Source organism: Streptomyces sp. NPDC002788, assembly GCF_053592115.1.
The window spans coordinates 38,218-61,104 of record NZ_JBSFVB010000001.1 but is presented as its reverse complement, the minus strand read 5'-3'; the positions used below and the strand labels follow the sequence as shown (position 1 = coordinate 61,104).

Below are 22,887 nucleotides of genomic sequence, written 5' to 3'. Positions count from 1 at the left end.
CTACTTCTCCTGCTCTCGCTTTGAAATGTCCAGCAGCTCGGGGCGGCCGGGCTGCTCGCCGCCGCGCTCCTTGATGTACGTCTCGGTCGGCACCATCACCTTTCGGCGGAAGACGCAGACCAGCGTGCCGTCCTGCTTGTAGCCCTTGGTCTCGACGTGCACGATGCCGCGGTCGTTCTTCGACTTCGACGGCCACTTGTCCAGCACGGTCGTCTCGCCGTAGATCGTGTCGCCGTGGAAGGTCGGCGCCACGTGCTTGAGCGACTCGATCTCCAGGTTGGCGATGGCCTTGCCGGAGACGTCCGGCACGGACATGCCGAGCAGCAGCGAGTAGATGTAGTTCCCCACGACGACGTTCTTGCCGAAGTCGGTCGTGTGCTCCGCGTAGTTGGCGTCCATGTGGAGCGGGTGGTGGTTCATGGTGAGGAGACAGAACAGGTGGTCGTCGTACTCCGTGACCGTCTTCCCGGGCCAGTGCTTGTAGACCGCCCCGACCTCGAACTCCTCGTAGGTGCGTCCGAACTGCATCGCGCTCAGGCCTCCGGGATCTCGAACTTGCTGGTGCGCCGCATGCCGGCGGCGCGTCCCTTGCCCGCGATGACCAGGGCCATCTTGCGGCTGGCCTCGTCGATCATCTCGTCGCCGAGCATCGCGGAGCCCTTCTTGCCGCCCGCCTCGGACGTGTAGTAGTCGTACGCGTCCAGGATCAGCTCGGCGTGGTCGTAGTCCTCCTGGGACGGCGAGAAGATCTCGTTGGACGCCTCGACCTGGCCCGGGTGCAGCACCCACTTGCCGTCGAAGCCGAGGGCGGCGGCACGCTGGGCGACCTCGCGGTAGCCGTCGATGTTGCGGATCTGCAGGTAGGGGCCGTCGATCGCCTGGAGGTTGTTGGCGCGGGCGGCCATCAGGATCTTCATCAGGATGTAGTGGTAGGCGTCCGCCGGGTAGCCGGGCGGCTGCTCGCCCACGACCAGCGACTTCATGTTGATCGACGCCATGAAGTCGGCCGGGCCGAAGATGATCGTCTCGACGCGCGGGGAGGCCTGCGCGATCTCGTTGACGTTGTTCAGGCCCTGGGCGTTCTCGATCTGCGCCTCGATGCCGATCTTGCCGACCTCGAAGCCCATCGTCTTCTCGATCTGCGTCAGCAGCAGGTCCAGGGCGACGACCTGCTGGGCCGTCTGGACCTTCGGCAGCATGATGCAGTCGAGGTTCTGGCCGGCGCCCTCGACGACCGTGACGACATCGCGGTACGTCCACTCGGTCGTCCAGTCGTTGACGCGCACGACCCGCGTCTTGCCCGTCCAGTCGCCCTCGTTGAGGAACTTCACGATGGTGTGCCGCGCCTCGGGCTTGGCGAGCGGGGCGCACGCGTCCTCCAGGTCGAGGAAGACCTGGTCCGCCGGGAGGCCCTGGGCCTTCTCCAAAAAGCGCGGGTTCGAGCCCGGTACCGCCAGGCAGGAACGCCGGGGGCGAAGGCGGTTGACCGTGGTCATGCGGGGACCTCCAGGGGGTCGAGCTTGTTCGCTTTCCGGATCTCGTCGACGATGCGGCCGATGATTCCGGTGATGTCGAAGTCCTTCGGGGTGAAGACCGCGGCCACTCCGGCTGTCCTGAGCTGCTCGGCATCACCGCCTGGGATGATGCCACCGGCGATCACCGGTATATCTGTGGCACCGGCCACACGGAGCCGTTCGAGGACGTCCGGCACCAGCTGGGCGTGCGATCCGGACAGGATCGACAGCCCGACCGCGTGCACGTCCTCGGCGAGTGCCGCGTCCACGATCTGCTCGGGCGTCAGCCGGATGCCCTGGTAGACAACTTCGAAGCCGGCGTCACGCGCGCGCACCGCGATCTGCTCGGCGCCGTTGGAGTGCCCGTCCAGACCCGGCTTGCCGACCAGGAAGCGCAGCTTGCCCACGCCCAGGTCCCGCGCCGTCAGATCCACCTTGCGGCGGACCAGGGCCAGCGTGCTGCCCTCCTCGGCGGGGACGGCCACCGGCGCCGAGGAGACGCCCGTGGGGGCCCGGAACTCACCGAACACCTCGCGCAGGGCCCCGGCCCACTCGCCGGTCGTCGCCCCGGCGCGGGCGCACTCCAGGGTGGCCTCCATGAGGTTCTCGGTGCCCCGGGCGGCCTCCTTCAGCCGCTCCAGCGCCTTGCAGGGCCGAGGGTGGTTGAAGGGCGGCTGGTAGCGGCTGTCGCGCCACTGCTGGAGCGAGGCGATGACGCGGGCCTCGACCTCCGGGTCGACCGTCAGGATCGCGGTGTCCAGGTCGGCGGTCAGCGGGTTCGGCTCGGTGCCCTCGAAGGCGTTGACACCGATGATCTTCTCCTGGCCGGACTCGATGCGGCCCCGGCGTTCCGCGTGCGAGGCGACCAGCTGCGACTTGAGGTAGCCGGACTCGACGGCCGCCATCGCGCCGCCCATCTCCTGGATGCGGTCGATCTCCGCGAACGCGGCCCCGACCAGCTCCTCCACCTTCGCCTCGATGACCTTCGAGCCCTCGAAGATGTCCTCGTACTCCAGCAGATCGCTCTCGTACGCCAGCACCTGCTGGATGCGCAGCGACCACTGCTGGTCCCAGGGGCGGGGCAGGCCGAGCGCCTCGTTCCAGGCGGGCAGCTGCACGGCACGCGCGCGTGCGTCCTTGGAGAGGGTCACGGCCAGCATCTCCAGCACGATCCGCTGGACGTTGTTCTCCGGCTGCGCCTCCGTCAGGCCCAGGGAGTTGACCTGGACCCCATAGCGGAAGCGGCGTTGTTTGGGGTTCTCGATGCCGTACCGCTCGCGCGTGATCCTGTCCCAGATGCGGCCGAACGCCCGCATCTTGCACATCTCCTCGATGAAGCGGACGCCCGCGTTCACGAAGAAGGAGATGCGCGCCACGACGTCACCCATGCGCTCCTGCGGCACCTGGCCGCTGTCGCGGACCGCGTCGAGGACGGCGATGGCGGTGGACATCGCGTACGCGATCTCCTGGACCGGCGTGGCGCCCGCCTCCTGCAGGTGGTAGCTGCAGATGTTGATCGGGTTCCACTTCGGCATGTGGGAGACCGTGTACGCGATCATGTCCGTCGTCAGGCGGAGACTCGGCCCGGGCGGGAAGACGTGCGTCCCGCGGGACAGGTACTCCTTGACGATGTCGTTCTGGGTCGTGCCCTGGAGCTTGGTGAGGTCCGCACCCTGCTCCTCGGCGACGACCTGGTAGAGCGCCAGCAGCCACATGGCCGTGGCGTTGATGGTCATCGAGGTGTTCATCTGCTCCAGGGGGATGTCCTGGAACAGCCGGCGCATGTCACCGACGTGGGCGATCGGCACGCCGACCCGGCCGACCTCGCCGCGGGCGAGGATGTGGTCGGAGTCGTAGCCGGTCTGCGTGGGCAGGTCGAACGCCACCGACAGGCCCGTCTGGCCCTTGGCGAGGTTGCGCCGGTACAGCTCGTTGGACGCCTCGGCCGTGGAGTGACCGGCGTAGGTCCGCATGAGCCACGGCCGGTCCTTCTGACGCTCAGTCATGCGACGCCTCTCAGATGTTCCGGAAGCGGTTGATGGCGTCGATGTGCTTGGCGCGCTTCTCCTGATCGCGCACGCCCAGGCCCTCCTCGGGGGCCATGCACAGCACGCCGACCTTGCCCTGGTGGAGGTTGCGGTGCACGTCGTAGGCGGCCTGGCCGGTGTCCTGAAGGGAGTACACCTTCGACAGGGTGGGGTGGATCTTGCCCTTCGCGATGAGCCGGTTGGCCTCCCAGGCCTCGCGGTAGTTGGCGAAGTGCGAGCCGATGATGCGCTTCAGCGACATCCACAGGTAGCGGTTGTCGTACTCGTGCATGTAGCCCGAGGTCGAGGCGCAGGTGGTGATGGTGCCGCCCTTGCGGGTGACGAAGACGCTCGCGCCGAAGGTCTCGCGGCCGGGGTGCTCGAAGACGATGTCGATGTCCTCGCCGCCGGTGAGCTCGCGGATGCGCTTGCCGAAGCGCTTCCACTCCTTGGGGTCCTGGGTGTTCTCGTCCTTCCAGAACTTGTAGCCCTCGGCGTTGCGGTCGATGATCGCCTCGGCGCCCATCGAGCGGCAGATCTCCGCCTTCTGGTCGCTGGAGACGACGCAGATCGGGTTGGCGCCGCCGGCCAGCGCGAACTGGGTGGCGTAGGAGCCGAGTCCGCCGCTGGCGCCCCAGATCAGGACGTTGTCGCCCTGCTTCATGCCGGCGCCGTTGCGGGAGACCAGCTGGCGGTAGGCGGTGGAGTTGACCAGGCCGGGGGCGGCGGCCTCCTCCCAGCTGAGGTGGTCGGGCTTGGGCATCAGCTGGTTGGACTTGACCAGGGCGATCTCGGCGAGGCCGCCGAAGTTGGTCTCGAAGCCCCAGATGCGCTGCTCGGGGTCGAGCATCGTGTCGTTGTGGCCGTCGCTGGACTCCAGCTCGACGGAGAGGCAGTGCGCGACGACCTCGTCGCCGGGCCGCCAGGCGTTGACGCCCGGGCCGGTGCGCAGAACGACGCCCGCGAGGTCGGAGCCGATGATGTGGTACGGCAGGTCGTGACGCTTGGCCAGCTCGTTGGTGCGGCCGTAGCGCTCCAGGAAGCCGAAGGTGGACAGCGGCTCGAAGATCGACGTCCACACCGAGTTGTAGTTGACCGACGAGGCCATGACGGCCACCAGCGCCTCGCCCGGGCCGAGCTCGGGCAGCGGCACCTCGTCCAGGTGGATCGACTTGCGGGGGTCCTTGTCGCGGGTCTCGAGGCCCGCGAACATCTCCGTCTCGTCCTTGTGCACGGTGATCGCGCGGTACGACTCGGGGAGCGGGAGGGCGGCGAAGTCCTCCGACGTGGAGTCGGGCGACTGGATCGCGGCCAGGATGTCCTTAACGGTCACGGTGTTGCCTCCGGCGGTGAGCGCCCTGAGGGAGGGGCGCCGATGGGTACGTCGGTGCTGCTGAGGATTCGAGGGTGTGCCGTCGGTTCGGCGGTGGTGCTGTGCGGCGGCGCATGGTGGCGCGGGAGGTTGCCTGTGACGCAGGCGTCCGGTCGTGCAGGCGGGTGGGCCTGCCGGGACGTTGTCCGGACCTCTTCAACGTATGACACCGCGTGTCACCCCGCAAGGCACTGAGTGCCAGAAGTTGCTCTCAGATGAAATCTTTACGTGACAAATGAGCGATGATCGATCGAACGGGGTGGGTGCAGACCTGCAAAACGGCCCCTGACATGCCAAAACGGCCACCCCTGGGGGTGGCCGTCATCACAGGGGCGTGAGCCGCTCAGCGCTCCTTGAGGGCCTGCTCGATCGTCCGCATGACCTCGTCCAGTGGGGCGTCGGTACGGGCGACCGTCACCAGCACCTCGCCCTGCGTCGAGGCCGTCGCCGGGGCCGGCTGCGGGTCCGTGGACCGCCCGGCCCCGATGCCCGTGCCGAACGTCTTGCGCACGATCGCGAAGGCGTGGTCCAGCTGCGCCTCCACGTCGCCCTGCCCGCCCGCCCGCAGCCAGCGCCGCAGGACGTGGTTGTGGGCGGTGACCACGGCCGACGCGGCGACCTCCGCCAGCAGCGGGTCGTCGTTGGCGTCGTCGGCGTGCGCGCGCTCGTCGAAGTGGCCGAGGAGGTAGCGGGTGAACAGGCGCTCGTAGCGGGCCACCGACGCGATCTCCGCCTCGCGCAGGGTGGGCACCTCACGCGTCAGCTTGTAGCGGGCGACCGAGATCTCCGGCCGGGCCGCGTACATCCTCATGACTTCCTTGATGCCGCGGCACACCGTGTCGAGCGGATGCTCGTGCGCGGGCGCGGCGTTGAGCACCGCCTCGGCGCGGATCAGGGTGTCGTCGTGGTCGGGGAAGATCGCCTCTTCCTTGGAGCGGAAGTGGCGGAAGAAGGTGCGGCGGGCGACCCCGGCCTGGGCCGCGATCTCGTCGACGGTGGTCGCCTCGTAGCCCTTCGTCGCGAACAGCTCCATCGCGGCGGCCGCCAGTTCCCGGCGCATCTTGAGCCGCTGGGCGGCGGCACGAGAGCCGACGGCACTCTCCGGCGCGTCGGGCGTAGCCGGTGGACGTGAGGACTTGGCGGGCTGGGGCATGCCCTGAACGTACTGCATGTGCGCAGCTCGGTGCGCATGACCCGGTTCCCGGACGCCGCCGGAAGGCGGGGCGAACCGGTCCGGGCCGAGCAGACCGCCCCACTCGGCGCCGGACCGGGACCAGTCGCCGGGACAATCAGCGCTTGGCATATTCGCGGAAGCCGCGGCCGGTCTTCCGGCCGAGGCAGCCCGCGGCCACCAGGTGCTCCAGCAGCGGCGCCGGGGCGAGGCCCGGGTCGCGGAACTCGCGGTGCAGGACTTTCTCGATGGCGAGCGAGACGTCGAGCCCGACGACGTCCAACAGCTCGAACGGGCCCATCGGGTAGCCGCCGCCCAGCTTCATCGCGGCGTCGATGTCGTCGAGCGACGCGTAGTGCTCCTGCACCATCTTGATCGCGTTGTTGAGGTACGGGAACAGCAACGCGTTCACGATGAAGCCCGCACGGTCTCCGCAGTCCACCGCGTGCTTCCTGATCCGGCCGCAGACCTCACGGACGGTCGCGTGGACGTCGTCTGCGGTCAGCACCGTCCGGACCACCTCGACCAGCTTCATGGCCGGCGCCGGGTTGAAGAAGTGCATGCCGATCACGTCCTGCGGGCGCGCGGTGGCCCGGGCGCAGGCGACGACCGGCAGGGACGAGGTGGTGGTGGCCAGGATCGCGCCCGGCTTGCAGACCTTGTCCAGCGAGGCGAACAACTGCCGCTTGACCTCCAGGTCCTCGGCGACCGCCTCCACGGCCAGGTCGACGCCGGCGAAGTCGTCGTAGGTGCCCGTGGGCGTGACGCGCTCCAGGGTTTCGGCGGCGGCCTCGGCGGTCATCCGGCCCCTGTCGACCGAGCGGGCCAGGGACTTGCCGATCCGGGCCTTGGCGGCCCGCGCCTTCTCCTCGCTGCGGGCGGCCAGCACCACCGCGTAGCCGGCCTTGGCGAAGACCTCGGCGATGCCGGAGGCCATGGTGCCCGAGCCCGCGACACCGACCGAGGAGACGGTCCGGCCGGGGACCAGGTCGCCGCCCTCCGGCGGGGTCAGCGCGTCCCGCACGACGGCCGGGCTGCCCGGTGCCTCGTACGTGTAGAAGCCGCGCCCCGCCTTGCGGCCGGTCAGGCCCGCCTCGCTGAGCTGCTTCAGGATCGGCGCGGGGGCGTGCAGCCGGTCGCGGGAGGCCGCGTACATGGCCTCCAGGACCGTACGCGCGGTGTCGACGCCGATCAGGTCGAGCAGCGCCAGCGGCCCCATAGGCAGTCCGCAGCCCAGCCGCATCGCGGCGTCGATGTCCTCGCGGGAGGCGTACTTCGCCTCGTACATCGCGGCGGCCTGGTTGAGGTAACCGAACAGCAGGCCGTCGGCGACGAACCCGGGGCGGTCGCCGACCGCGACGGGCTCCTTGCCCAGGTCGAGGGCGAGGTCCGTGACCGCCGTGACGGCCGCGGGCGCGGTCAGCACCGAGGAGACGACCTCGACCAGCCGCATCGCCGGGGCCGGGTTGAAGAAGTGCAGGCCCAGCACCCGTTCGGGACGCGCCGAGTCGGCGGCGAGCCGCGTGACGGACAGGGCGTTGGTCCCGGTCGCCAGGATCGTCTCGGGGCGCACGATCCCGTCGAGTTCCCGGAAGATCTGCTGCTTGATCTCGTACGACTCCGGGGCCACCTCGATGACCAGGTCGGCGTCGGCCGCGGCCCGCAGGTCGACGGAGGTGCGGACGCGAGCGAGGATCTCGGCGCGGTCCTGCTCGGTCAGCCGCCCGCGCTCGACTCCGCGGGCGGTGGAGGCCTCCAGGGCGGCGACGCACTTCGCGGTCTGGGCCTCGCTGACGTCGACGCCGACGACCTCGCGGCCGGCCTTGGCGAGGACCTCGGCGATGCCGGTGCCCATCGTGCCGAGGCCGACGACGGCGACGGTGCGCAGCGGGGACTGGGACGGGTCGGAAAGGGGAGTGGCCATCGCGGGACTCCAGGAATGAGGGTGACGACGGGGAACGCGTCCCGCGTGCGCCGAGTACGGACCGGCGGGAGCCGGGCACCGGGCGCACCGGGTGCGTGAGAAGTGCGGGTGTGGACCGGGCTGCTGAGCGCACACGCCCGGTGCCGTCTCCACGGGCGTGCACACGCCCGGAGATGAACGGCGGTTCCGACCGGCCCTGTCCCGGGGCCGAGCCGTACTGCGGTACCCGAAGTACCGAACCGACTGCTCCCGCGGCGGCCGCGTCACCAGACCGCCACGAGGGAATGCGAGTGGGTAACTCGCTCGTCCGAGCTTAACTGGCGGGTAACGAGCGCGCCAGCCCTCGTGTTTGTGATGTACGTCCCGCGCCGCCCGCGGCACGCCTAACCTCTCAGTCATGGACGAAGAGTTGCGATCGCTCACGGAGCGCTTACGGCAGGAGTCGGGTGCGTCGCCCGCATTCGAGCGGCTGGTGGCGACCGACGACCTCGACGCCCTGGCGGCCGTGCTGACCGAACCCGGACAGCCGCTGTGGGCACGGGAGCTGGCCGCGTTCCGGCTGGGGCTCGCGCGGGACCGGCGGGCCTTCGAGTCCCTGGTGCTGCTGCTCAACCACCGTGATCCGCCGCGCTGCGCCTCCGCCGCCCACGCACTCACCCGCCTCGGCGATCCGCGCACCGCCCGTGCCGCCGCCGCCCTCGCCACCAACGAACTGCGCGTCGCCTACGCCCTGCACCCGGTACGGCTCCTGGTCGAGCTGCGCGCCCCGGAGGCGGTGCCCGCGCTGATCACCACCCTCCAGCGGCGGCTGCGCCCGCACGACCCGTACCGCCGGGTGGCCCTCGCCTGCGTGGACGGGCTCGGGGCGCTGGGCGACGGCCGGGCCGGACCCGTACTGAACGACGCCCTCGCGCATCCGGCGCTGGCCGAGGCGGCGGTGCGGGCACTGGGACGGATCCCGAAGCAGAGGTGAGGTCAGCGGGGGAGGGGCCTGGCGTACCGCACCTCGGGGACCGCGACACCGTCGACCTCGAAGGGCTCCTCGGCGCCGTCCGCCCGGAAGCCGGCCCGTTCGTAGAAGCGGCGGGCCCGGTCGTTCTCCCTGAGCACCCACAGGAGCAGGCGGCCGTGCCCCGCGGCGGAGCAGCGCGCGACCGACTCCCCGAGCAGGGCCCGGCCCGCGCCGTGGCCGACACGCTCCGGGTGGACGTAGATGGCGTACAACTCGGCGTCCTCGGTGTGAACTTCGCCGTCCCGGTAGGGCCCGTGGCAGGCCCAGCCCATGACCTCGCCACCGGTGTCCTCGGCGACCAGGTTCACCACACTGCCGTCGCCTTGAGCGAGGTGCGAGCGGCGCCGCTCGGCGTCCTCGGTGACGCTCAGCCCGTCCAGGTACGACTGCGGGATCATGCCCTGGTACGCGCGCTGCCAGCCGCGGGTACGGATCTCCGCGACGCGGTCGCAGTCGGCGAGCGTCATCTCCCGTATCCGGAGGCGGCTCATCGCGCCACCACCGCGAACGCCTCGACCTCCATAAGGAACTCCGGGCGGACCAGCGCGGCGACCTGCACCGCCGACGCGGCCGGCAGCCGGTCGGCGGGTATGTGCGCGGCGCGGGCCGCGCGGATCGCCGGCATGTGGGCCATGTCCGTGACGAAATAGGTGAGTTTGACGACGTCGTCGAAGGTCGCTCCGGCGGCGGCAAGACAGCGCCGGAGGTTCTCGAAGACCTGGCGGGCCTGTGCCGCCGGGTCGCCCTCACCGACCAACTCGCCCTGCTCGTCGAGCGCGAGCTGACCGGAGATCGTCACGAACCGGCCCGTGCCCATGACGGTGGGGGTGCCCCCTGCTCGAGCGAAGCCGAGAGCTTGGGGGAGGCTGTACTGGGTCGCGGCGGCGACCTTGTCGGGGGCGGCGATCCTCGTCAGCTCACTCATGGGTCCATGATGGGCCATCGGTCTGACAACGCCCGCCCCCGACTGACCGACCGTCAAGCGCTCAGCCGCGGAAGCCGAGGAGGCCGTGCAGCGTCGAGCCCTTCGAGGAGGCCGACGCCGACTTCGCCGAGGCCGCCTTCCGCGCCGCCGGCTCCGGGCCGGGCAGCGCCGCGCAGGTCGCGTCCGCCTCGCCGTGCCCGCGCGGCACGCTGCCGTCGGTCAGATACGCCGCCAGGTGCTTGTCCAGGCAGGCGTTCCCGCTCAGCGTGATGCCGTGGTTGCCGCCGCCCTCCTCGACGACCAGGCTGGAGCGGGCCAGCAGACGGTGGACGGTGACCGCGCCCTCGTACGGAGTGGCCGCGTCGCCCGTCGCCTGGAACAGCAGCACCGGAGGCAGCTTGCGGTTGGCGACGTCCACCGGACGCAGCGAGGCCGTCGGCCAGAACGCGCACGGCGCGTTGTACCAGGCGTTGTTCCAGGTCATGAAGGGCGCCTTCTCGTGCACCGCCCAGTTGTCCTCGCGCCACCGCCGCCAGTCGCGCGGCCAGTCCGCGTCCCGGCACTGCACCGAGGTGTAGACGCTGAAGCCGTTGTCGCCGGAGGCGTCGACCGCGCCGAAGTCCTCGTACGCCTCGACGAGCGGATCGGGGTTCTCGTCGCGCACGTAGGCCGCGAACGCCTCGGCGAGGTTCGGCCAGTAGCCGTTGTAGTAGCCGCCCGGGACGAAGGTGTCCTCCAGTTCCGAGGCGCCCACCGTGCCGCCCGCCGGCTTTTTCGCGAGCGCGGCCCGCATCGCGTACCACTTGGCCTCGATCGTCTCCGGATCGGTACCCAGCCCGTAGGTCGCGTCGTGCTCGGCGACCCAGGCCAGGAAGGCGCGGTGGCGGTCGTTGAAGGCGACGTCCTGGTTGAGGTTGGCCTCGTACCAGACGTCGGTGGGGTCGACGACCGAGTCCAGGACCAGGCGCCGGATCCGCTCGGGGAAGAACTTGCTGTAGACCGCGCCCAGGTAGGTGCCGTACGAGTAGCCGAGGTAGTTGATCTTCTTCGCGCCCAGGGCCTGCCGGATGGCGTCCATGTCGCGCACGGCGCTGGTGGTGTTGATGTACGGCAGGAGATGCGCGTACTTCTTGCCGCAGGCGGTGGCGAAGGACCTGGCGCGATCGAGGTTGGCCTTGTGGATCGCGGGCGTGGTCGGCAGGGAGTCCGGGCGGACCGGGTCGAAGTGGCCCGGCCCGCAGTCCAGCGCGGGCTCGCTGGCTCCCACACCGCGCGGGTCGAAGCCGATGACGTCGTACTGGGCGGCGACCTTCGCGGGCAGCGAGGAGGCGACGAATCCGGCGAGTGTGAGACCGCTGCCTCCGGGGCCGCCCGGGTTGACCAGGAGCGGGCCCTGGTAGGTCCGCGCCGTGTGCGGGACGCGGGACAGGGCGAGGGTGATCTGCCGCCCCTGTGGTCTGCGGTGGTCGAGCGGCACCTTCAGGGACGCGCACTGCAGCGTCGGGTAGTTCTTCCGGGGGCAGTTCTTCCAGGTGGGCTTCGCGATGTGCGCGAAGTTCGCGGTACTGGGTGTGCTCGCATCGGCGGGAACGGCCGCGAAGGTCCCGGCCAGGACGACGGCGGCGCCGCACAGCGCGGCTGCGCGTTTTCTCATGGAGTCCTCCCAGGACGGCGGGATGAAGGACCGCGAGGGTCACCGTCCTCGCCGCATCGTCCCGGAAAGAGATCCTGGAAGAACTCATTGAGTCACTTCATGACCCGATTGGATCTTCTGATGCGCTCGAATGCTCGTAATCGGGCGAGTGCCCGGATGCCCCCGGAGGAGGAGCGCGACGTTTCCCGGAGGGGCCGCGGATTTTCCTAGAGGAGCGAGAGTTGGGTCGGCCCGGACGCCGAGGACTCCTCCACCGGTTCAGGGGGCCGGATCCGGCGCGGCATGCCCGCGCGCGTGGGGCCGATGCCGTACTCCTCGGCCAGTTCGTGCACCTGACGGGTGATCCGCCGCTGGTACCACTTCGGGGCGTAGGAGCCGTCCGCGTACAGCCGCTGATAGCGGGTCACCAGGTGCGGGTGGTGCTGCTCCAGCCACGTCATGAACCACTCACGGGCGCCGGGCCGCAGATGCAGCACCAGCGGAGTGACGGACGTGGCACCCGAGGCCGCGATCGCCCGCACGGCCGCCCGGAGTTGGGCCGGCTGGTCGCTCAGGAACGGGATCACCGGCGCCATCAGCACACCGCAGCCGATGCCGTGCTCGCCGAAGGTGCGCACGACCTCCAGACGCCGCTCCGGCGCGGGCGTGCCCGGCTCGACGGTGCGCCACAGGTCCTGGTCGGTGAAGCCGACCGACACGGAGATGCCGACGTCGGTCACCTCCGCCGCCTGCTTGATCAGGTCGAGGTCGCGCAGGATCAGCGTGCCCTTGGTCAGGATCGAGAAGGGGTTCGCGTGGTCGCGCAGGGCCGAGATGATGCCCGGCATCAGGCGGTAGCGGCCCTCGGCGCGCTGGTAGCAGTCGACGTTCGTGCCCATCGCGATGTGCTCGCCCTGCCAGCGGGGCGAGCCGAGCTGCCGCCGCAGCAGTTCCGGCGCGTTGATCTTGACGACGATCTGAGTGTCGAAGCCCAGGCCCGTGTCGAGGTCGAGGTAACTGTGCGTCTTGCGCGCGAAGCAGTACACGCACGCGTGCGTGCAGCCCCGATAGGGGTTGACCGTCCACTGGAACGACATCCGCGAGACCGCCGGCACCCGGTTGATGATCGAGCGGGCCCGGATCTCGTGGAAGGTGATTCCGTGGAACTCCGGCGTGTCGAAGGTACGGGTCGTCACCGCGTCCGCGCCGAACAGCGCGGCATCGGCCCGGCTGTGTTCGGAGCCCACTGTGAGGTTCTCCCAGCGCATGACGCCTCCTCGGTAGCACTGTCCACAGAATAGAACACATGTTCCCTTGATCGTGCGAGGGTGTTTTCCGAACGTGTTCGACCGGGTTCGGCGACCCCGATTTGGGGGGCCGGGGAGCGGGGTGGTTGGCTTGGGCCCGACCCTTGAGCTACCAGGTCCTGGAGGAAAGCGATGGCGCAGGTCGAAGCCACTACGGAGCGGATCGTCGCGGCGGACGCGGAGACGGTGTTCGATGCCCTCGCCGACTACAGCGGCACGCGCGCGAAGCTGCTCCCCGAGCAGTTCAGCGAGTACGAGGTCCGCGAGGGCGGGGACGGCGAGGGTACCCTCGTCCACTGGAAGCTCCAGGCCACCAGCAAGCGCGTGCGCGACTGCCTCCTGGAGGTCACCGAGCCCACCGACGGCGAGCTCGTCGAGAAGGACCGCAACTCCTCCATGGTCACCACCTGGCGGGTCACCCCGGCCGGCGAGGGCAGGTCCCGGGTCGTCGTGACCACCACCTGGACCGGCGCCGGCGGCATCGGCGGCTTCTTCGAGAAGACCTTCGCCCCCAAGGGTCTCGGCCGGATCTACGACGCGCTGCTCGCCAGGCTCGCCGCCGAGGTCGAGAAGTAAACCTCTCAATTCTCGCACGCGCAGGGGTCGTTGCGCCCCTCACCGGTTCGAGTGATCTCCGCACGGCTCGCTCGTGTGCCGTAACTCGTCGCGCTTGCTCGTAGTTGTCGCTTTTACGCGGGAATTGTGCGGCAGCGCGACGAGGGGAGCGGTTGGTGGGCGGGATCACTCTGGCGCAGGACGAACCGGCGGCAGCACCTCCCGACACCCCCGCACCCCCACCGGAACCGGCCACCGGACTCAGCCCGCGCAGGGTGCGGCTGGTCTTCCTCGCGCTCATGTCGGCCCTGCTCCTGGCCGCCCTGGAGCAGATGATCGTCTCCACCGCGCTCCCGAAGATCGTCGGTGAGCTGCACGGCCTGGACCGGATGTCCTGGGCTATCACCGCCTACCTGCTCACCGCCACCGTCGGACTGCCGATCTACGGCAAGCTCGGCGATCTGCTCGGCCGCAAGGGCGTCTTCCAGTTCGCCATCGTCGTCTTCGTCGTCGGCTCCGCGCTCGCGGGCCGGGCGCAGACCATGGACCAGCTGATCGCCTTCCGCGCCCTCCAGGGCGTCGGCGCGGGCGGTCTCATGATCGGCGTCCAGGCGATCATCGCCGACATCGTGCCGCCCCGGCGGCGCGGCCGCCACATGGGTCTGATCGGCGCCGCCTTCGGCCTCGCCTCCGTGGCCGGACCGCTGCTCGGCGGCTACTTCACAGACCATTTCTCCTGGCGCTGGTGCTTCTACGTCAACGTGCCCTTCGGCGTGGTCACGCTCGCCGTCGTCGCCGTCGCGCTGAAGCTCCCCAAACCGGCAGTCAAGGCGCGGCTGGACATCCTCGGCGCGCTGCTGCTGACCGCCGCCTCCACCTGCCTGGTCCTGCTGGCCAGCTGGGGCGGCACCGAGTACGCCTGGGACTCACGCTTGATCATCGGCCTCGGGGCCGGAGCGGCGGCGGCCACCGTCCTCTTCCTCGTCGCCGAGCGCTTCGCCGCCGAACCCCTCATCCCGCTGCGGCTGTTCCGGGACTCCGTCTTCAACGTGACCGGCCTGGTCGGGCTGGTGATCGGCGTCGGGCTGTTCGGCACCGCCAGCTACCTGCCGACCTACCTGCAGATGGTCGACGGGGCCTCCGCCACCGAGTCGGGTCTGCTCATGCTGCCGATGATGGGCGGCATCGTCGGCGCCTCGGTCATCGCCGGGCAGCTCATCAGCCACACCGGCCGCTACAAGGCCTACCCGATCCTCGGCTGCGCCCTCTCCGTCGCCGGCATGTGGCTGCTGTCCCGTCTGGAAGTCGGCACGCCCCGGCTTCACTACAGCGTCTGGACGGCCGTCCTCGGCGCCGGCATCGGCACGGTGATGCCGGTGTTGATCCTCGCCGTGCAGAACTCGGTGCGCCCCGCCGACCTGGGCACCGCCACCAGCGCCAACAACTACTTCCGGCAGATCGGCGGCAGCGTCGGAGCCGCCGTCTTCGGCACACTGTTCGCCGACCGGCTCACCGACGCCCTGGCCGACCGCCTCCCTCCGCGCGCCCACATCGGGTTGCCCGACCCGGAGTCCGTCACCCCGCAGCTCGTGCACAGCCTGCCCCCGGCCCTTCGCGACGGCTACATCCGGGCGTACGCCGACGCCATGCCGCGGATCTTCCTCTACCTGGTGCCGGTGCTCGTCCTCGGACTGGTCATCGCCCTCTTCCTCAAGGAGAAACCCCTGGTGTCCCACAACGCCTCCGTAACCGACCCGGACACGGCGCCGGGGACCGCCCCGATCCCGCAGGCGCGGGGCGCGTACACCGCCGGCGTCCCCGTCTGCGGCTCGGTGCAGCACCACGACGGCACCGCCGTGCCCCGCGCGGCGCTCACGCTCATCGACGTCACCGGCCGGCAGACCGGACGCGGGGCGAGCGGCGGCGACGGACGCTACGCGCTGGCCACACCCGGCCCGGGCTCCTACGTGCTGATCGCCGCGGCCGGCGGTCACCAGCCGCAGGCGGTCTCCGTGACCGTCGGCGAACGCCCCGTCGAACTCGACATCGTCCTCGGCGGCGCCGGGAACCTCGTCGGCAGCGTCGTCACCGCGGACGGCACGCCCGTCCGGGACGCCACCGTCACCCTCACCAACGTGCACGGCGAGGTCGTGGCCACCACCCGCAGCGGCCGGGAGGGCGGCTACGTCATCACCGATCTGGTGGCCGGCGAGTACACCCTCGCCGCCAGCGCCCCCGCCTTCCGCCCGGCCGCGCTCCCCGTCACCGTCCAGGCCGACCGCGAGACCCGCCGGGACATCGAACTGGCCGGCGGCGCCATCCTGCGCGGCACCGTCCGGGCCGGGGGCGGCCGGTCCGTGGAGGACGCGCGCGTGACGCTGCTCGACGTGGCGGGCAACGTCGTCGACACCCTCACCACCGGCCCCGACGGCACATTCCGCTTCGTCGACCTGTCCTCCGGTGAGTACACCGTGATCGCCGCCGGCTATCCGCCGGTCGCGACCGTCCTCCAAGTGGCCGGAGGCGACCGTACCGAGCGCGATCTGCAGCTGGGCCACGATAACTGAACGGCCACCGGCGCGCGGGGGGCGTACACCGGTGCGAACCCCGCGAGCAGTGCCCGCGTTGCCTCGCATCGCCACCGGCGGGAGCCGTACGGGGGGTGACTCCGGCACACATCCTGCGGTCGTGACTGCCGTCACATCGGAAAGGGTCGCTCTCGCTGTCACACTCCCGCGGCGCGGCGGGTCAAGCGAGTGAAGGAAGTCGATGAACGGGCCGGGGCGACCGCGCCCCGGTCGCGACCCGATGGAGGAGCTGCCGCCATGTCCACCACCTACGTCGTCGTCACCGTCCTGGGAGCCGCCATGGCGGGTTTCTCGGCCGCCTCGGTCTTCTTCCGAGCCGAGTGGGTGGTGAAGCCGCTGGCCGACTACGGCGTCCCGCGCTCGTGGTGGCCCTGGCTCGGCGTCGCCAAGGCCGCCGGAGCGGTCGGTCTGCTCATGGGCCTGCTCGTGCCGGTCGTCGGTGTGCTGGCCGGGACAGGTCTGGTGCTGTACTTCCTCGGCGCCGTCGTCACTGTGCTGCGGGCCCGCTGGTTTTCGCACGTGCCGTTCCCGCTGCTGTACGCGGCGCCGGTGGTCGCCTCGCTGGCCCTGGGGCTTCAAGGGGCGACATGATCGGACGCTCATAGTGCAAGGGTCCCTAGGAGGCCGGCGGGCGCTGCGGTCGCCCTTGGGGCGGCGGAGGGCCCTCCTCGGGGCGGATGTCGTCCGCCGGGGTGACGTCGGCGGGTTGGTCCGCGGGTCTGTCGAAGACGTACGCCATGTAGCGAGTGGCGCCGCCGACTGCCCGGTGAGCCCGGACGGCGGCGATGGCCTCGTCCCAGTCGCGCGCGTCGAGTGTTCGCAGCCCGGGCCACCTCAGGCACAGGGCCTGTCGGCCGACGCGGGTGGAGGCGGTGCCGGCGAACAAGGCGCAGAGCCGGGCCGCCCGGCGCAGGACGGGGGTGGTCCAGTCGAGGACGCGATGCGTGGTGAAGCCGGCCGCGGACGCCATGAGCGGGTACCGCTCGCACGGCTCGATGTCGTCGAAGCGCCAGGTCGCGCGTACGAGGCCGTTCGGGTCGAAGGCCGCGATCGGCTGGTCCGTGCGGGACGTGACGTCCACGAGGACCAGCCGGCCTCCCGGGCGGAGCAGCCGGAAGCTTTCGCCCAGGAAGGACCGACGGCCCTCGTGGCCGAAGTGGAAGGCGGCCTCCAGGCAGTGCACCCGGTCGAAGGAACCGTCGGTCAGCCGGGTCTCCGCTGCCCGCCGCGGCAGAGCGGTGGCGTCGGCGACGGCGAAACGCACGCCGGAACGGTCGCCGAAGCGGCGACGTGCCTGGTCGATCTGCGCCGGCTGGATGTCCACGCCCAACGCCCGGCAGCCCGCGGCGCCCAGCCGCGCCGTGGTGTCACCGCGACCGCATCCGGCGTCCAGGACGAGCTGTCCGGGCCGGGCGTCCAGCAGCGCCAGCGACCGGCGGGCCAGACGGCGCTGAAAGGGCACCGGCCCGGTCAGGGCCGCGAACGGCAGGGTGGACGGCGTGAAGTAGCCGATGTTGGCCAGGCTGTCCCAGCCGAGGTGGCGCAGCACCCGGAAAAGCACACTGTCGTCGTTGTACGCACTCGCGATGTCCCCGCTGTCACCCATCCCGCGTCCTTCGCTTTCCGTGGGCACCCATCCGTCGCCCGTTACCCGTGTCACCGCTGCGACCTGCACCTACACTGAGCCCTAAGGGATGTTCTTGACATATCGGAACCGTCATGCGCTATCAGCGGATGCTCGTACCGGCCCTCGGCCTGGTCCTCGTGATGGTGCCCGCCATCTCCGCGCGGGCCCAGGGCGACGAAGTCCCGCGCGGCCCCACGCTCGCCGCGCGCGCTCTGCAGGCGCTGATCGACGGTATCCAGTTCGGGGTGATCATCGCGATCACCTCGGTCGGGCTCTCGCTGATCTTCGGCACCATCCACTTGATCAACTTCGCGCACGGTGAGTTCGTCACGATCGGCGCCACCTTCGCGTTCTTCCTCAACGTCTCCGCGGCCGGTCCGGGCTGGCACCTGATCCCCGCCGCCCTCGCCGCGGTGGTCCTCGGCGCCCTGCTGGGCGCGGCGGTCGAGCGCGGCATCTGGCGCCCGCTGCGGGCCCGGGGCACCGGGCTGATCAACATGTTCATCGTCACCATCGGGCTCTCGCTGCTGCTGCGCCACGTGGTCCTCGTGCTGTACGGAACGCGGCCCGCGTCCTACGCGCAGTACGACATCCAGAGCACGATCGGCATCGGGACGGCCGGCATCACCCCGCGGGACCTCACCGTCACCCTGCTCTCCGTACTGGTGCTGCTCGGCATCGCCGCGCTCCTGCAGAAGACGCGCATCGGCACGGCCGTGCGGGCCGTCTCCGCCAACCGTGACCTCGCGGAGGCGTCGGGCATCGACGTGCAGCGGGTGGTGCTGTTCGTGTGGATGCTCGGCGGCGGGCTGGCCGCGCTCGGCGGGGTCTTCTTCGGCCTGGTGGAGATCGTCACCTGGGACATGGGCTTCAAGCTCCTGCTGCTCATGTTCGCGGGGATCATCCTGGGCGGCCTCGGTTCCGCCTACGGCGCGATGGTCGGCAGCCTCGTCATCGGCGTGGTCGCCCAGATGTCCACCCTGTGGTTCCCGGTCGATCTGCAGTACGCCTGGGCGCTGCTCGTCCTCATCCTCGTCCTCCTCGTCCGGCCGCAGGGCATCCTCGGCCGGGCCGAACGCGTCGGGTGAGGGGGCACCATGGACTTCTCGGCCATCGTCTCCGACGCCCTGCGCTCGGGCATCGGCCCCATCGCCGCCGTCTACGCGCTCGCCGCGATGGGGTTGAACCTGCACTTCGGTTACACGGGGCTGCTGAACTTCGGCCAGGTCGGTTTCATGCTGGTCGGCGGTTACGGGCTCGCCATCACGGTGTCGACGTACGACGGCCCGATGTGGCTCGGGGTCCTGGGCGGAATCGCCTGCGCGATCGTGCTGGCCCTGCTCCTCGGCCTTCCCACCCTGCGGCTGCGCGCCGACTACCTCGCGATCACCACGATCGCGGCGGGGGAGACGCTACGGCTGTTCTACCGCTCCAGTTGGGCCGAGCCGGTCACCGGTGGGGTGTTCGGGCTGCAGAGGTTCGCGAACGACTTCTACGCGCTCAGCCCCTTCGAGCCCGGCACCTACGGCGTGTGGCTCGTGAGGTTCAGCTCCCGCGACCTCTGGGTGATGATCGTCGGATGGGCGCTGGTGCTCGTGGTCGGAAGTCTGCTCGCCCTGCTGATCCACAGCCCGTGGGGCCGTGTCATCCGGTCGATCCGTGAGGACGAGGTCGCCGCCCGCAGCCTCGGCAAGAACGTCTACGCGTACAAGATGCAGAGCCTCGTGCTCGGCGGCGTCATCGGGGCGGTCGCGGGCATGACGCAGGCGATCCAGGTGCAGTCCGTGAACCCGGACAACTACGATCCGGGCGTCACGTTCTTCCTGTACACGCTGCTCGTGCTCGGAGGTGCCGGGCGGATCCTCGGGCCGGTCGTCGGCGCGATCCTGTTCTGGTTCGTCCTCAGCTTCCTCGACAGCGCCCTCCGCCAGGCCATCGACGCCGAGTACATCTCGCCGGACCTCATCAGTACGTCGGAGGTCGGCGCGGTGCGCTTCGCCCTGGTCGGGGTCGCCCTGATCCTGCTGGTCGCGTTCCGGCCGCAGGGCATCCTCGGCAGCCGGAAGGAGATGCTGCTCAGTGGCCGCTGAACCTGTCGGACCCCACGCGGGCCGGTTCTCCGCGACCGACCCCGAGCCGGGGGTGCGCAAGCCCGATCCTCTGCTGGTCCTGGACCGGGTGACCCGTACCTTCGGCGGCCTCGTCGCCGTGCGGGTCGAGCACCTGGAGGTGCAGCGCGGGGCCATCACGGCGCTCATCGGGCCCAACGGAGCCGGCAAGACCACGCTGTTCAACGTGGTGAGCGGGTTCGACCGGGCCGACGGCGGCCGGTGGTCGTTCGACGGACAACCGCTCACCGGCTTCCCGGCGCACCGGGTGGCGCGGCGGGGCCTGGTCCGTACCTTCCAGCTCTCCAGGGCGCTCGCCCGGCTCACGGTGCTGGAGAATCTGCTGCTCGCCGCACCCGGGCAACGCGGCGAGAGGGTGCTGCCCGCGTTGCTGAGGCCGCTGTGGCGGGGGCAGGAGCGGGAGTTCGAGCGCCGGGCCGACGAACTGCTGGACCGGTTCCGGCTCGCGCCCCTGCGCGACGACCATGCCGGTACGCTCTCCGGCGGTCAGCGCAAACTGCTGGAACTGGCCCGCGCGCTGATGACCCGGCCGGTCATGCTCCTGCTCGACGAGCCGATGGCCGGGGTGAACCCCGCGCTGACCCAGTCGCTGCTCGGGCACATCACGCGGTTGCGGGACGAGGGTCTGACGGTGTGCTTCGTCGAGCACGACATGGACGTGGTGATGGGGATCAGCGACTGGGTCGCCGTCATGGCCGACGGCCGCCTGGTGGCCGAGGGCCCACCGCACACGATCGGCCGGAACGCCGCCGTCGTGGACGCCTACCTGGGCAAGCGGCACGACGAGCCGGAGGCGACCGAGGACAAGGGCGAGGAGCAGGGCAGGGAGGAGTAGCGATGTCCGCCGAGGAACAGGCACCGGTGCTGGCGGCCGACGGCATCGTCGCGGGTTACGTCCCCGGTGTCGACGTGCTGCGCGGATGCAGCGTCGAGGTGCGGCCGGGCGAGGTGGTCGGCGTGATCGGCCCCAACGGCGCCGGCAAGTCCACGCTGGTCAAGGCCGTCTTCGGGCTGTTGCGGGTGCGCGGCGGGACCGTGCGGCTGCGCGGCGAGGACGTGACCGGCCGGCCCGCGCACGAGCTGGTCCGGCGGGGTGTGGGCTACGTACCGCAGCTGCAGAACGTGTTTCCCACGCTGACCGTCGAGGAGAACCTGCGGATGGGCGTCTATCTGCGGCCCAAGGACCACACGCGGCGGGTCGCGGCGGTCGAGGAGCTCTTCCCCGTGCTGGCCGACCGCCGCAGGCAGAAGGCCGGCGCGATGTCCGGCGGCGAACGCCAGATGCTCGCGATGGCCCGCGCCCTGATGATGGAGCCGCAACTGCTGCTGCTCGACGAGCCGTCGGCCGGCCTGTCACCGCTCCACCAGGACCACGTCTTCGACCGGTGCCGAATGATCAACAGCGCGGGCGTCGCCGTGCTCATGGTCGAGCAGAACGCCCGCAGGTGCCTGCAGTTCTGCGACCGCGGCTACGTCCTCGACCAGGGCCGCAACGCGTACACCGGCACGGGTACGGCCCTGCTGCACGACGAGAAGGTGATCGAGCTCTACCTCGGCACGCTCGCCCGCGTCCGTTGACTCACGTCGTCGTTCCTCCCGGTCACTCCTGGGCCTTGCTGGTCTCGGTGCGCAGGGTCTGCAACTCTCCTTCGTCGTTGTAGCCGTACACCTCGATCGTCGCCTGGCCGGGTTCGCCCTTGTCGGTGAAGTCGAGCGGTCCGCTCACACCGTCGTAGTCGATGTCCCTGCCGTCGGCGAGCAGCTCCTTGCAGGCGGCGAACGAGTTGCACTTCTCGCCGCCCTGCGTGATCCCGTTCATCTCCTTCACGTACTCGCCAGGGTCGTCGGACTCCGCCTTCTCGGCGGCGAGCGCGATCGTCGTGACGCAGTCGAACGCCTGCGGTGCGAACTGCAGCTCCTTCAGCTTCGGCGCGAATTTCTTCAGGTCCTTCACGTACTGCTCGTTCGACGCCGATGCCGGTGCGGTCCCCTTCATCCCGGAGAGCCTCTCCGGCTGGCCCGGGGAGACCAGCGAGGGCAGTTCCTCACTGCGCAGTCCGTCGGCGCCGTAGACGCCGATGCGGTCGGGCCCGAGTCCGGACTCGATCATGCCCTGCAGGATCTGGGTGCCCTCCTCGAAGGCGATCACCACGGCGGCGTCCGGCCTGGAGTTCTCGATCTGCTGGACGACCTGGTCGAAGTTGGTCGCCTCGGGGTCGTAGGTCTCGGCGAGCGTCACCGTCGCACCGCGCTCCTCCAGCGTCTTCCGGGTGGCCTCCATCAGGCCGCGCCCGTAGTCGTCCGCCCGTGCGACCAGGGCCACCCGGTTGTGGCCGTCATCGCGGACGACATCCGCCAGGATGGGCCCCTGCAAGGCGTCGCTCGGGACGGTACGGAAGTAGAAGCCGTCGTCCTCGTAGTCGGTGAAGGTGGGAGCGGTGTTCGACGCCGAACACTGCACGACGCCCGCTCCGGTCACCCGGTCGATGAACGACAGCGACATGCCGGAAGCCGCGGCGCCGATGATCGCGTCCACGCCTGCCGAGAGGACCCGGTCCGCCGACTGCGCGGCAACGGCCTCCTGGCCCGCCTCGTCACTGGAGACCACCGTCGGCACGGGCTTGCCCAGGACTCCGCCGGCGTCGTTGATCTTCTGTATCGCGAACTTCAACGACTCGATCTGGGGCGGGCCCAGGTAGGCCAGCTGTCCGGTCTCCGGCAGGACGTAGCCGAACTGGAGCTCCCCATCGCCCGGCTCGGCCTGGGCGGTGCCCGTCGTACCGCAGACGGCTATCACAAGAGCGGCCGCGCTCGCGAAGACCGCGGACCGCCGTATCGACGCTTTCATCTCCGCCTCCGCTCGTCACAGGCGGCGGTGGTCGACTGGCCGGCCATCCGCCCGCCATCTGTACACGACTGTAGGACTCACTCGGAGCCCGGAAAAGCACAAAAGGAACACTTTTGCGATTTTGTCGCATTTCTCGGCGCTGTCATCCGTGACCGGCGCATCCCGGCCAACCGGTACTGCTCACCTGCTTGAGCATGGTCACGCGGAGGGCGTCCCGCCGCGCTCCGCGGCCACCCGCATGCCACGGCCCGGCGC

Annotated in this window: 20 protein-coding genes; 8 read left to right on the top strand and 12 right to left on the bottom strand. The window is 70.3% G+C overall.

What is annotated here, in order from left to right; all coding sequences use genetic code 11:
- The 6 genes from ACWD1U_RS00305 to ACWD1U_RS00280 all read right to left on the bottom strand — a co-directional run bounded on the left by ACWD1U_RS00305 (nt 1) and on the right by ACWD1U_RS00280 (nt 8,008).
- The gene (locus ACWD1U_RS00305) at nt 1-528 is read right to left on the bottom strand and encodes a MaoC family dehydratase (RefSeq protein WP_451103430.1); all 528 of its coding nucleotides are present in this window, start codon (nt 526-528) and stop codon (nt 1-3) included.
- A gap of 5 nt (nt 529-533) precedes the next feature.
- Entirely contained in the window at nt 534-1,496 is a 963-nt protein-coding gene (locus ACWD1U_RS00300) for an HpcH/HpaI aldolase/citrate lyase family protein (protein WP_451103429.1), read from the bottom strand.
- Nucleotides 1,493-3,520, bottom strand: coding sequence for a protein meaA (locus tag ACWD1U_RS00295; RefSeq protein WP_451103428.1), 2,028 nt, complete (start codon nt 3,518-3,520; stop codon nt 1,493-1,495). The genes ACWD1U_RS00300 and ACWD1U_RS00295 overlap by 4 nt, the downstream gene beginning before the upstream one ends.
- A gap of 10 nt (nt 3,521-3,530) precedes the next feature.
- The gene (ccrA, locus tag ACWD1U_RS00290) at nt 3,531-4,874 is read right to left on the bottom strand and encodes a crotonyl-CoA carboxylase/reductase (protein WP_451103427.1); all 1,344 of its coding nucleotides are present in this window, start codon (nt 4,872-4,874) and stop codon (nt 3,531-3,533) included.
- Nucleotides 4,875-5,256: 382 nt separating this feature from the next.
- Complete coding sequence (locus tag ACWD1U_RS00285; RefSeq protein WP_451103426.1) at nt 5,257-6,066, bottom strand: TetR family transcriptional regulator; 810 nt, start codon at nt 6,064-6,066, stop codon at nt 5,257-5,259.
- Nucleotides 6,067-6,202: 136 nt separating this feature from the next.
- The gene (locus ACWD1U_RS00280) at nt 6,203-8,008 is read right to left on the bottom strand and encodes a 3-hydroxyacyl-CoA dehydrogenase family protein (protein ID WP_451103425.1); all 1,806 of its coding nucleotides are present in this window, start codon (nt 8,006-8,008) and stop codon (nt 6,203-6,205) included.
- A gap of 397 nt (nt 8,009-8,405) precedes the next feature.
- Between ACWD1U_RS00280 and ACWD1U_RS00275 the strand changes: the two genes are divergently transcribed.
- Complete coding sequence (locus tag ACWD1U_RS00275; protein WP_451103424.1) at nt 8,406-8,981, top strand: adenylosuccinate lyase; 576 nt, start codon at nt 8,406-8,408, stop codon at nt 8,979-8,981.
- A 2-nt stretch (nt 8,982-8,983) separates the two neighbouring features.
- Here ACWD1U_RS00275 and ACWD1U_RS00270 read toward each other — a convergent pair whose 3' ends face one another.
- The 4 genes from ACWD1U_RS00270 to ACWD1U_RS00255 all read right to left on the bottom strand — a co-directional run bounded on the left by ACWD1U_RS00270 (nt 8,984) and on the right by ACWD1U_RS00255 (nt 12,846).
- On the bottom strand, nt 8,984-9,511 hold the full coding sequence (locus ACWD1U_RS00270; protein WP_451103423.1) for an N-acetyltransferase family protein: 528 nt from the start codon (nt 9,509-9,511) through the stop codon (nt 8,984-8,986).
- Entirely contained in the window at nt 9,508-9,945 is a 438-nt protein-coding gene (locus ACWD1U_RS00265; protein WP_451103422.1) for a RidA family protein, read from the bottom strand. The genes ACWD1U_RS00270 and ACWD1U_RS00265 overlap by 4 nt, the downstream gene beginning before the upstream one ends.
- A 61-nt stretch (nt 9,946-10,006) precedes the next feature.
- On the bottom strand, nt 10,007-11,599 hold the full coding sequence (locus ACWD1U_RS00260; protein ID WP_451103421.1) for an alpha/beta hydrolase: 1,593 nt from the start codon (nt 11,597-11,599) through the stop codon (nt 10,007-10,009).
- Between the two features lie 206 nt (nt 11,600-11,805).
- The gene (locus ACWD1U_RS00255) at nt 11,806-12,846 is read right to left on the bottom strand and encodes an Rv2578c family radical SAM protein (RefSeq protein ID WP_451103420.1); all 1,041 of its coding nucleotides are present in this window, start codon (nt 12,844-12,846) and stop codon (nt 11,806-11,808) included.
- Between the two features lie 171 nt (nt 12,847-13,017).
- On the opposite strand from ACWD1U_RS00255, the gene ACWD1U_RS00250 reads away from it, so the two are divergent.
- The 3 genes from ACWD1U_RS00250 to ACWD1U_RS00240 all read left to right on the top strand — a co-directional run bounded on the left by ACWD1U_RS00250 (nt 13,018) and on the right by ACWD1U_RS00240 (nt 16,619).
- The gene (locus ACWD1U_RS00250; protein WP_451103419.1) at nt 13,018-13,461 is read left to right on the top strand and encodes an SRPBCC family protein; all 444 of its coding nucleotides are present in this window, start codon (nt 13,018-13,020) and stop codon (nt 13,459-13,461) included.
- 155 nt (nt 13,462-13,616) lie between these two features.
- Entirely contained in the window at nt 13,617-16,007 is a 2,391-nt protein-coding gene (locus ACWD1U_RS00245; RefSeq protein WP_451103418.1) for an MFS transporter, read from the top strand.
- Between the two features lie 258 nt (nt 16,008-16,265).
- Nucleotides 16,266-16,619, top strand: a complete 354-nt coding sequence (locus tag ACWD1U_RS00240) for a DoxX family protein (protein WP_451103417.1) — start codon at nt 16,266-16,268, stop codon at nt 16,617-16,619.
- 25 nt (nt 16,620-16,644) lie between these two features.
- Here ACWD1U_RS00240 and ACWD1U_RS00235 read toward each other — a convergent pair whose 3' ends face one another.
- Nucleotides 16,645-17,634 carry a class I SAM-dependent methyltransferase gene (locus ACWD1U_RS00235; RefSeq protein WP_451103416.1) on the bottom strand — a complete coding sequence of 330 codons (990 nt, stop codon included), beginning with the start codon at nt 17,632-17,634 and terminating at the stop codon, nt 16,645-16,647.
- A 113-nt stretch (nt 17,635-17,747) separates the two neighbouring features.
- Between ACWD1U_RS00235 and ACWD1U_RS00230 the strand changes: the two genes are divergently transcribed.
- The 4 genes from ACWD1U_RS00230 to ACWD1U_RS00215 are packed head-to-tail and all read left to right on the top strand — an operon-like array spanning nt 17,748 to nt 21,362.
- Entirely contained in the window at nt 17,748-18,743 is a 996-nt protein-coding gene (locus ACWD1U_RS00230) for a branched-chain amino acid ABC transporter permease (protein WP_451103415.1), read from the top strand.
- 9 nt (nt 18,744-18,752) lie between these two features.
- Nucleotides 18,753-19,745 carry a branched-chain amino acid ABC transporter permease gene (locus ACWD1U_RS00225; RefSeq protein ID WP_451103414.1) on the top strand — a complete coding sequence of 331 codons (993 nt, stop codon included), beginning with the start codon at nt 18,753-18,755 and terminating at the stop codon, nt 19,743-19,745.
- Nucleotides 19,735-20,619: an ABC transporter ATP-binding protein gene (locus ACWD1U_RS00220; RefSeq protein WP_451103413.1), complete on the top strand. Its 885-nt coding sequence runs from the start codon at nt 19,735-19,737 to the stop codon at nt 20,617-20,619. The genes ACWD1U_RS00225 and ACWD1U_RS00220 overlap by 11 nt, the downstream gene beginning before the upstream one ends.
- Nucleotides 20,620-20,621: 2 nt before the next feature.
- Nucleotides 20,622-21,362 (top strand): ABC transporter ATP-binding protein, encoded by a 741-nt coding sequence (locus tag ACWD1U_RS00215; protein ID WP_451103412.1) that lies wholly within the window; start codon nt 20,622-20,624, stop codon nt 21,360-21,362.
- A 22-nt stretch (nt 21,363-21,384) separates the two neighbouring features.
- On the opposite strand, the gene ACWD1U_RS00210 is transcribed toward ACWD1U_RS00215, so the two are convergent.
- The gene (locus tag ACWD1U_RS00210; protein ID WP_451103411.1) at nt 21,385-22,632 is read right to left on the bottom strand and encodes an ABC transporter substrate-binding protein; all 1,248 of its coding nucleotides are present in this window, start codon (nt 22,630-22,632) and stop codon (nt 21,385-21,387) included.
- Nucleotides 22,633-22,887: the final 255 nt, after the last annotated feature.

What these genes read in the sequence shown, in the direction of transcription:
- ACWD1U_RS00210 (WP_451103411.1), bottom strand. Translation starts at nt 22,632, where the DNA reads ATGAAAGCGTCGATACGGCGGTCCGCGGTCTTCGCGAGCGCGGCCGCT.
- ACWD1U_RS00265 (WP_451103422.1), bottom strand. Translation starts at nt 9,945, where the DNA reads ATGAGTGAGCTGACGAGGATCGCCGCCCCCGACAAGGTCGCCGCCGCG.
- ACWD1U_RS00260 (WP_451103421.1), bottom strand. Translation starts at nt 11,599, where the DNA reads ATGAGAAAACGCGCAGCCGCGCTGTGCGGCGCCGCCGTCGTCCTGGCC.
- ACWD1U_RS00215 (WP_451103412.1), top strand. Translation starts at nt 20,622, where the DNA reads ATGTCCGCCGAGGAACAGGCACCGGTGCTGGCGGCCGACGGCATCGTC.
- ACWD1U_RS00280 (WP_451103425.1), bottom strand. Translation starts at nt 8,008, where the DNA reads ATGGCCACTCCCCTTTCCGACCCGTCCCAGTCCCCGCTGCGCACCGTC.
- ACWD1U_RS00250 (WP_451103419.1), top strand. Translation starts at nt 13,018, where the DNA reads ATGGCGCAGGTCGAAGCCACTACGGAGCGGATCGTCGCGGCGGACGCG.
- ACWD1U_RS00275 (WP_451103424.1), top strand. Translation starts at nt 8,406, where the DNA reads ATGGACGAAGAGTTGCGATCGCTCACGGAGCGCTTACGGCAGGAGTCG.
- ACWD1U_RS00235 (WP_451103416.1), bottom strand. Translation starts at nt 17,634, where the DNA reads ATGGGTGACAGCGGGGACATCGCGAGTGCGTACAACGACGACAGTGTG.
- ACWD1U_RS00255 (WP_451103420.1), bottom strand. Translation starts at nt 12,846, where the DNA reads ATGCGCTGGGAGAACCTCACAGTGGGCTCCGAACACAGCCGGGCCGAT.
- ACWD1U_RS00225 (WP_451103414.1), top strand. Translation starts at nt 18,753, where the DNA reads ATGGACTTCTCGGCCATCGTCTCCGACGCCCTGCGCTCGGGCATCGGC.
- ACWD1U_RS00285 (WP_451103426.1), bottom strand. Translation starts at nt 6,066, where the DNA reads ATGCCCCAGCCCGCCAAGTCCTCACGTCCACCGGCTACGCCCGACGCG.
- ACWD1U_RS00240 (WP_451103417.1), top strand. Translation starts at nt 16,266, where the DNA reads ATGTCCACCACCTACGTCGTCGTCACCGTCCTGGGAGCCGCCATGGCG.
- ACWD1U_RS00305 (WP_451103430.1), bottom strand. Translation starts at nt 528, where the DNA reads ATGCAGTTCGGACGCACCTACGAGGAGTTCGAGGTCGGGGCGGTCTAC.
- ACWD1U_RS00230 (WP_451103415.1), top strand. Translation starts at nt 17,748, where the DNA reads ATGCGCTATCAGCGGATGCTCGTACCGGCCCTCGGCCTGGTCCTCGTG.
- ACWD1U_RS00270 (WP_451103423.1), bottom strand. Translation starts at nt 9,511, where the DNA reads ATGAGCCGCCTCCGGATACGGGAGATGACGCTCGCCGACTGCGACCGC.
- ACWD1U_RS00295 (WP_451103428.1), bottom strand. Translation starts at nt 3,520, where the DNA reads ATGACTGAGCGTCAGAAGGACCGGCCGTGGCTCATGCGGACCTACGCC.
- ACWD1U_RS00300 (WP_451103429.1), bottom strand. Translation starts at nt 1,496, where the DNA reads ATGACCACGGTCAACCGCCTTCGCCCCCGGCGTTCCTGCCTGGCGGTA.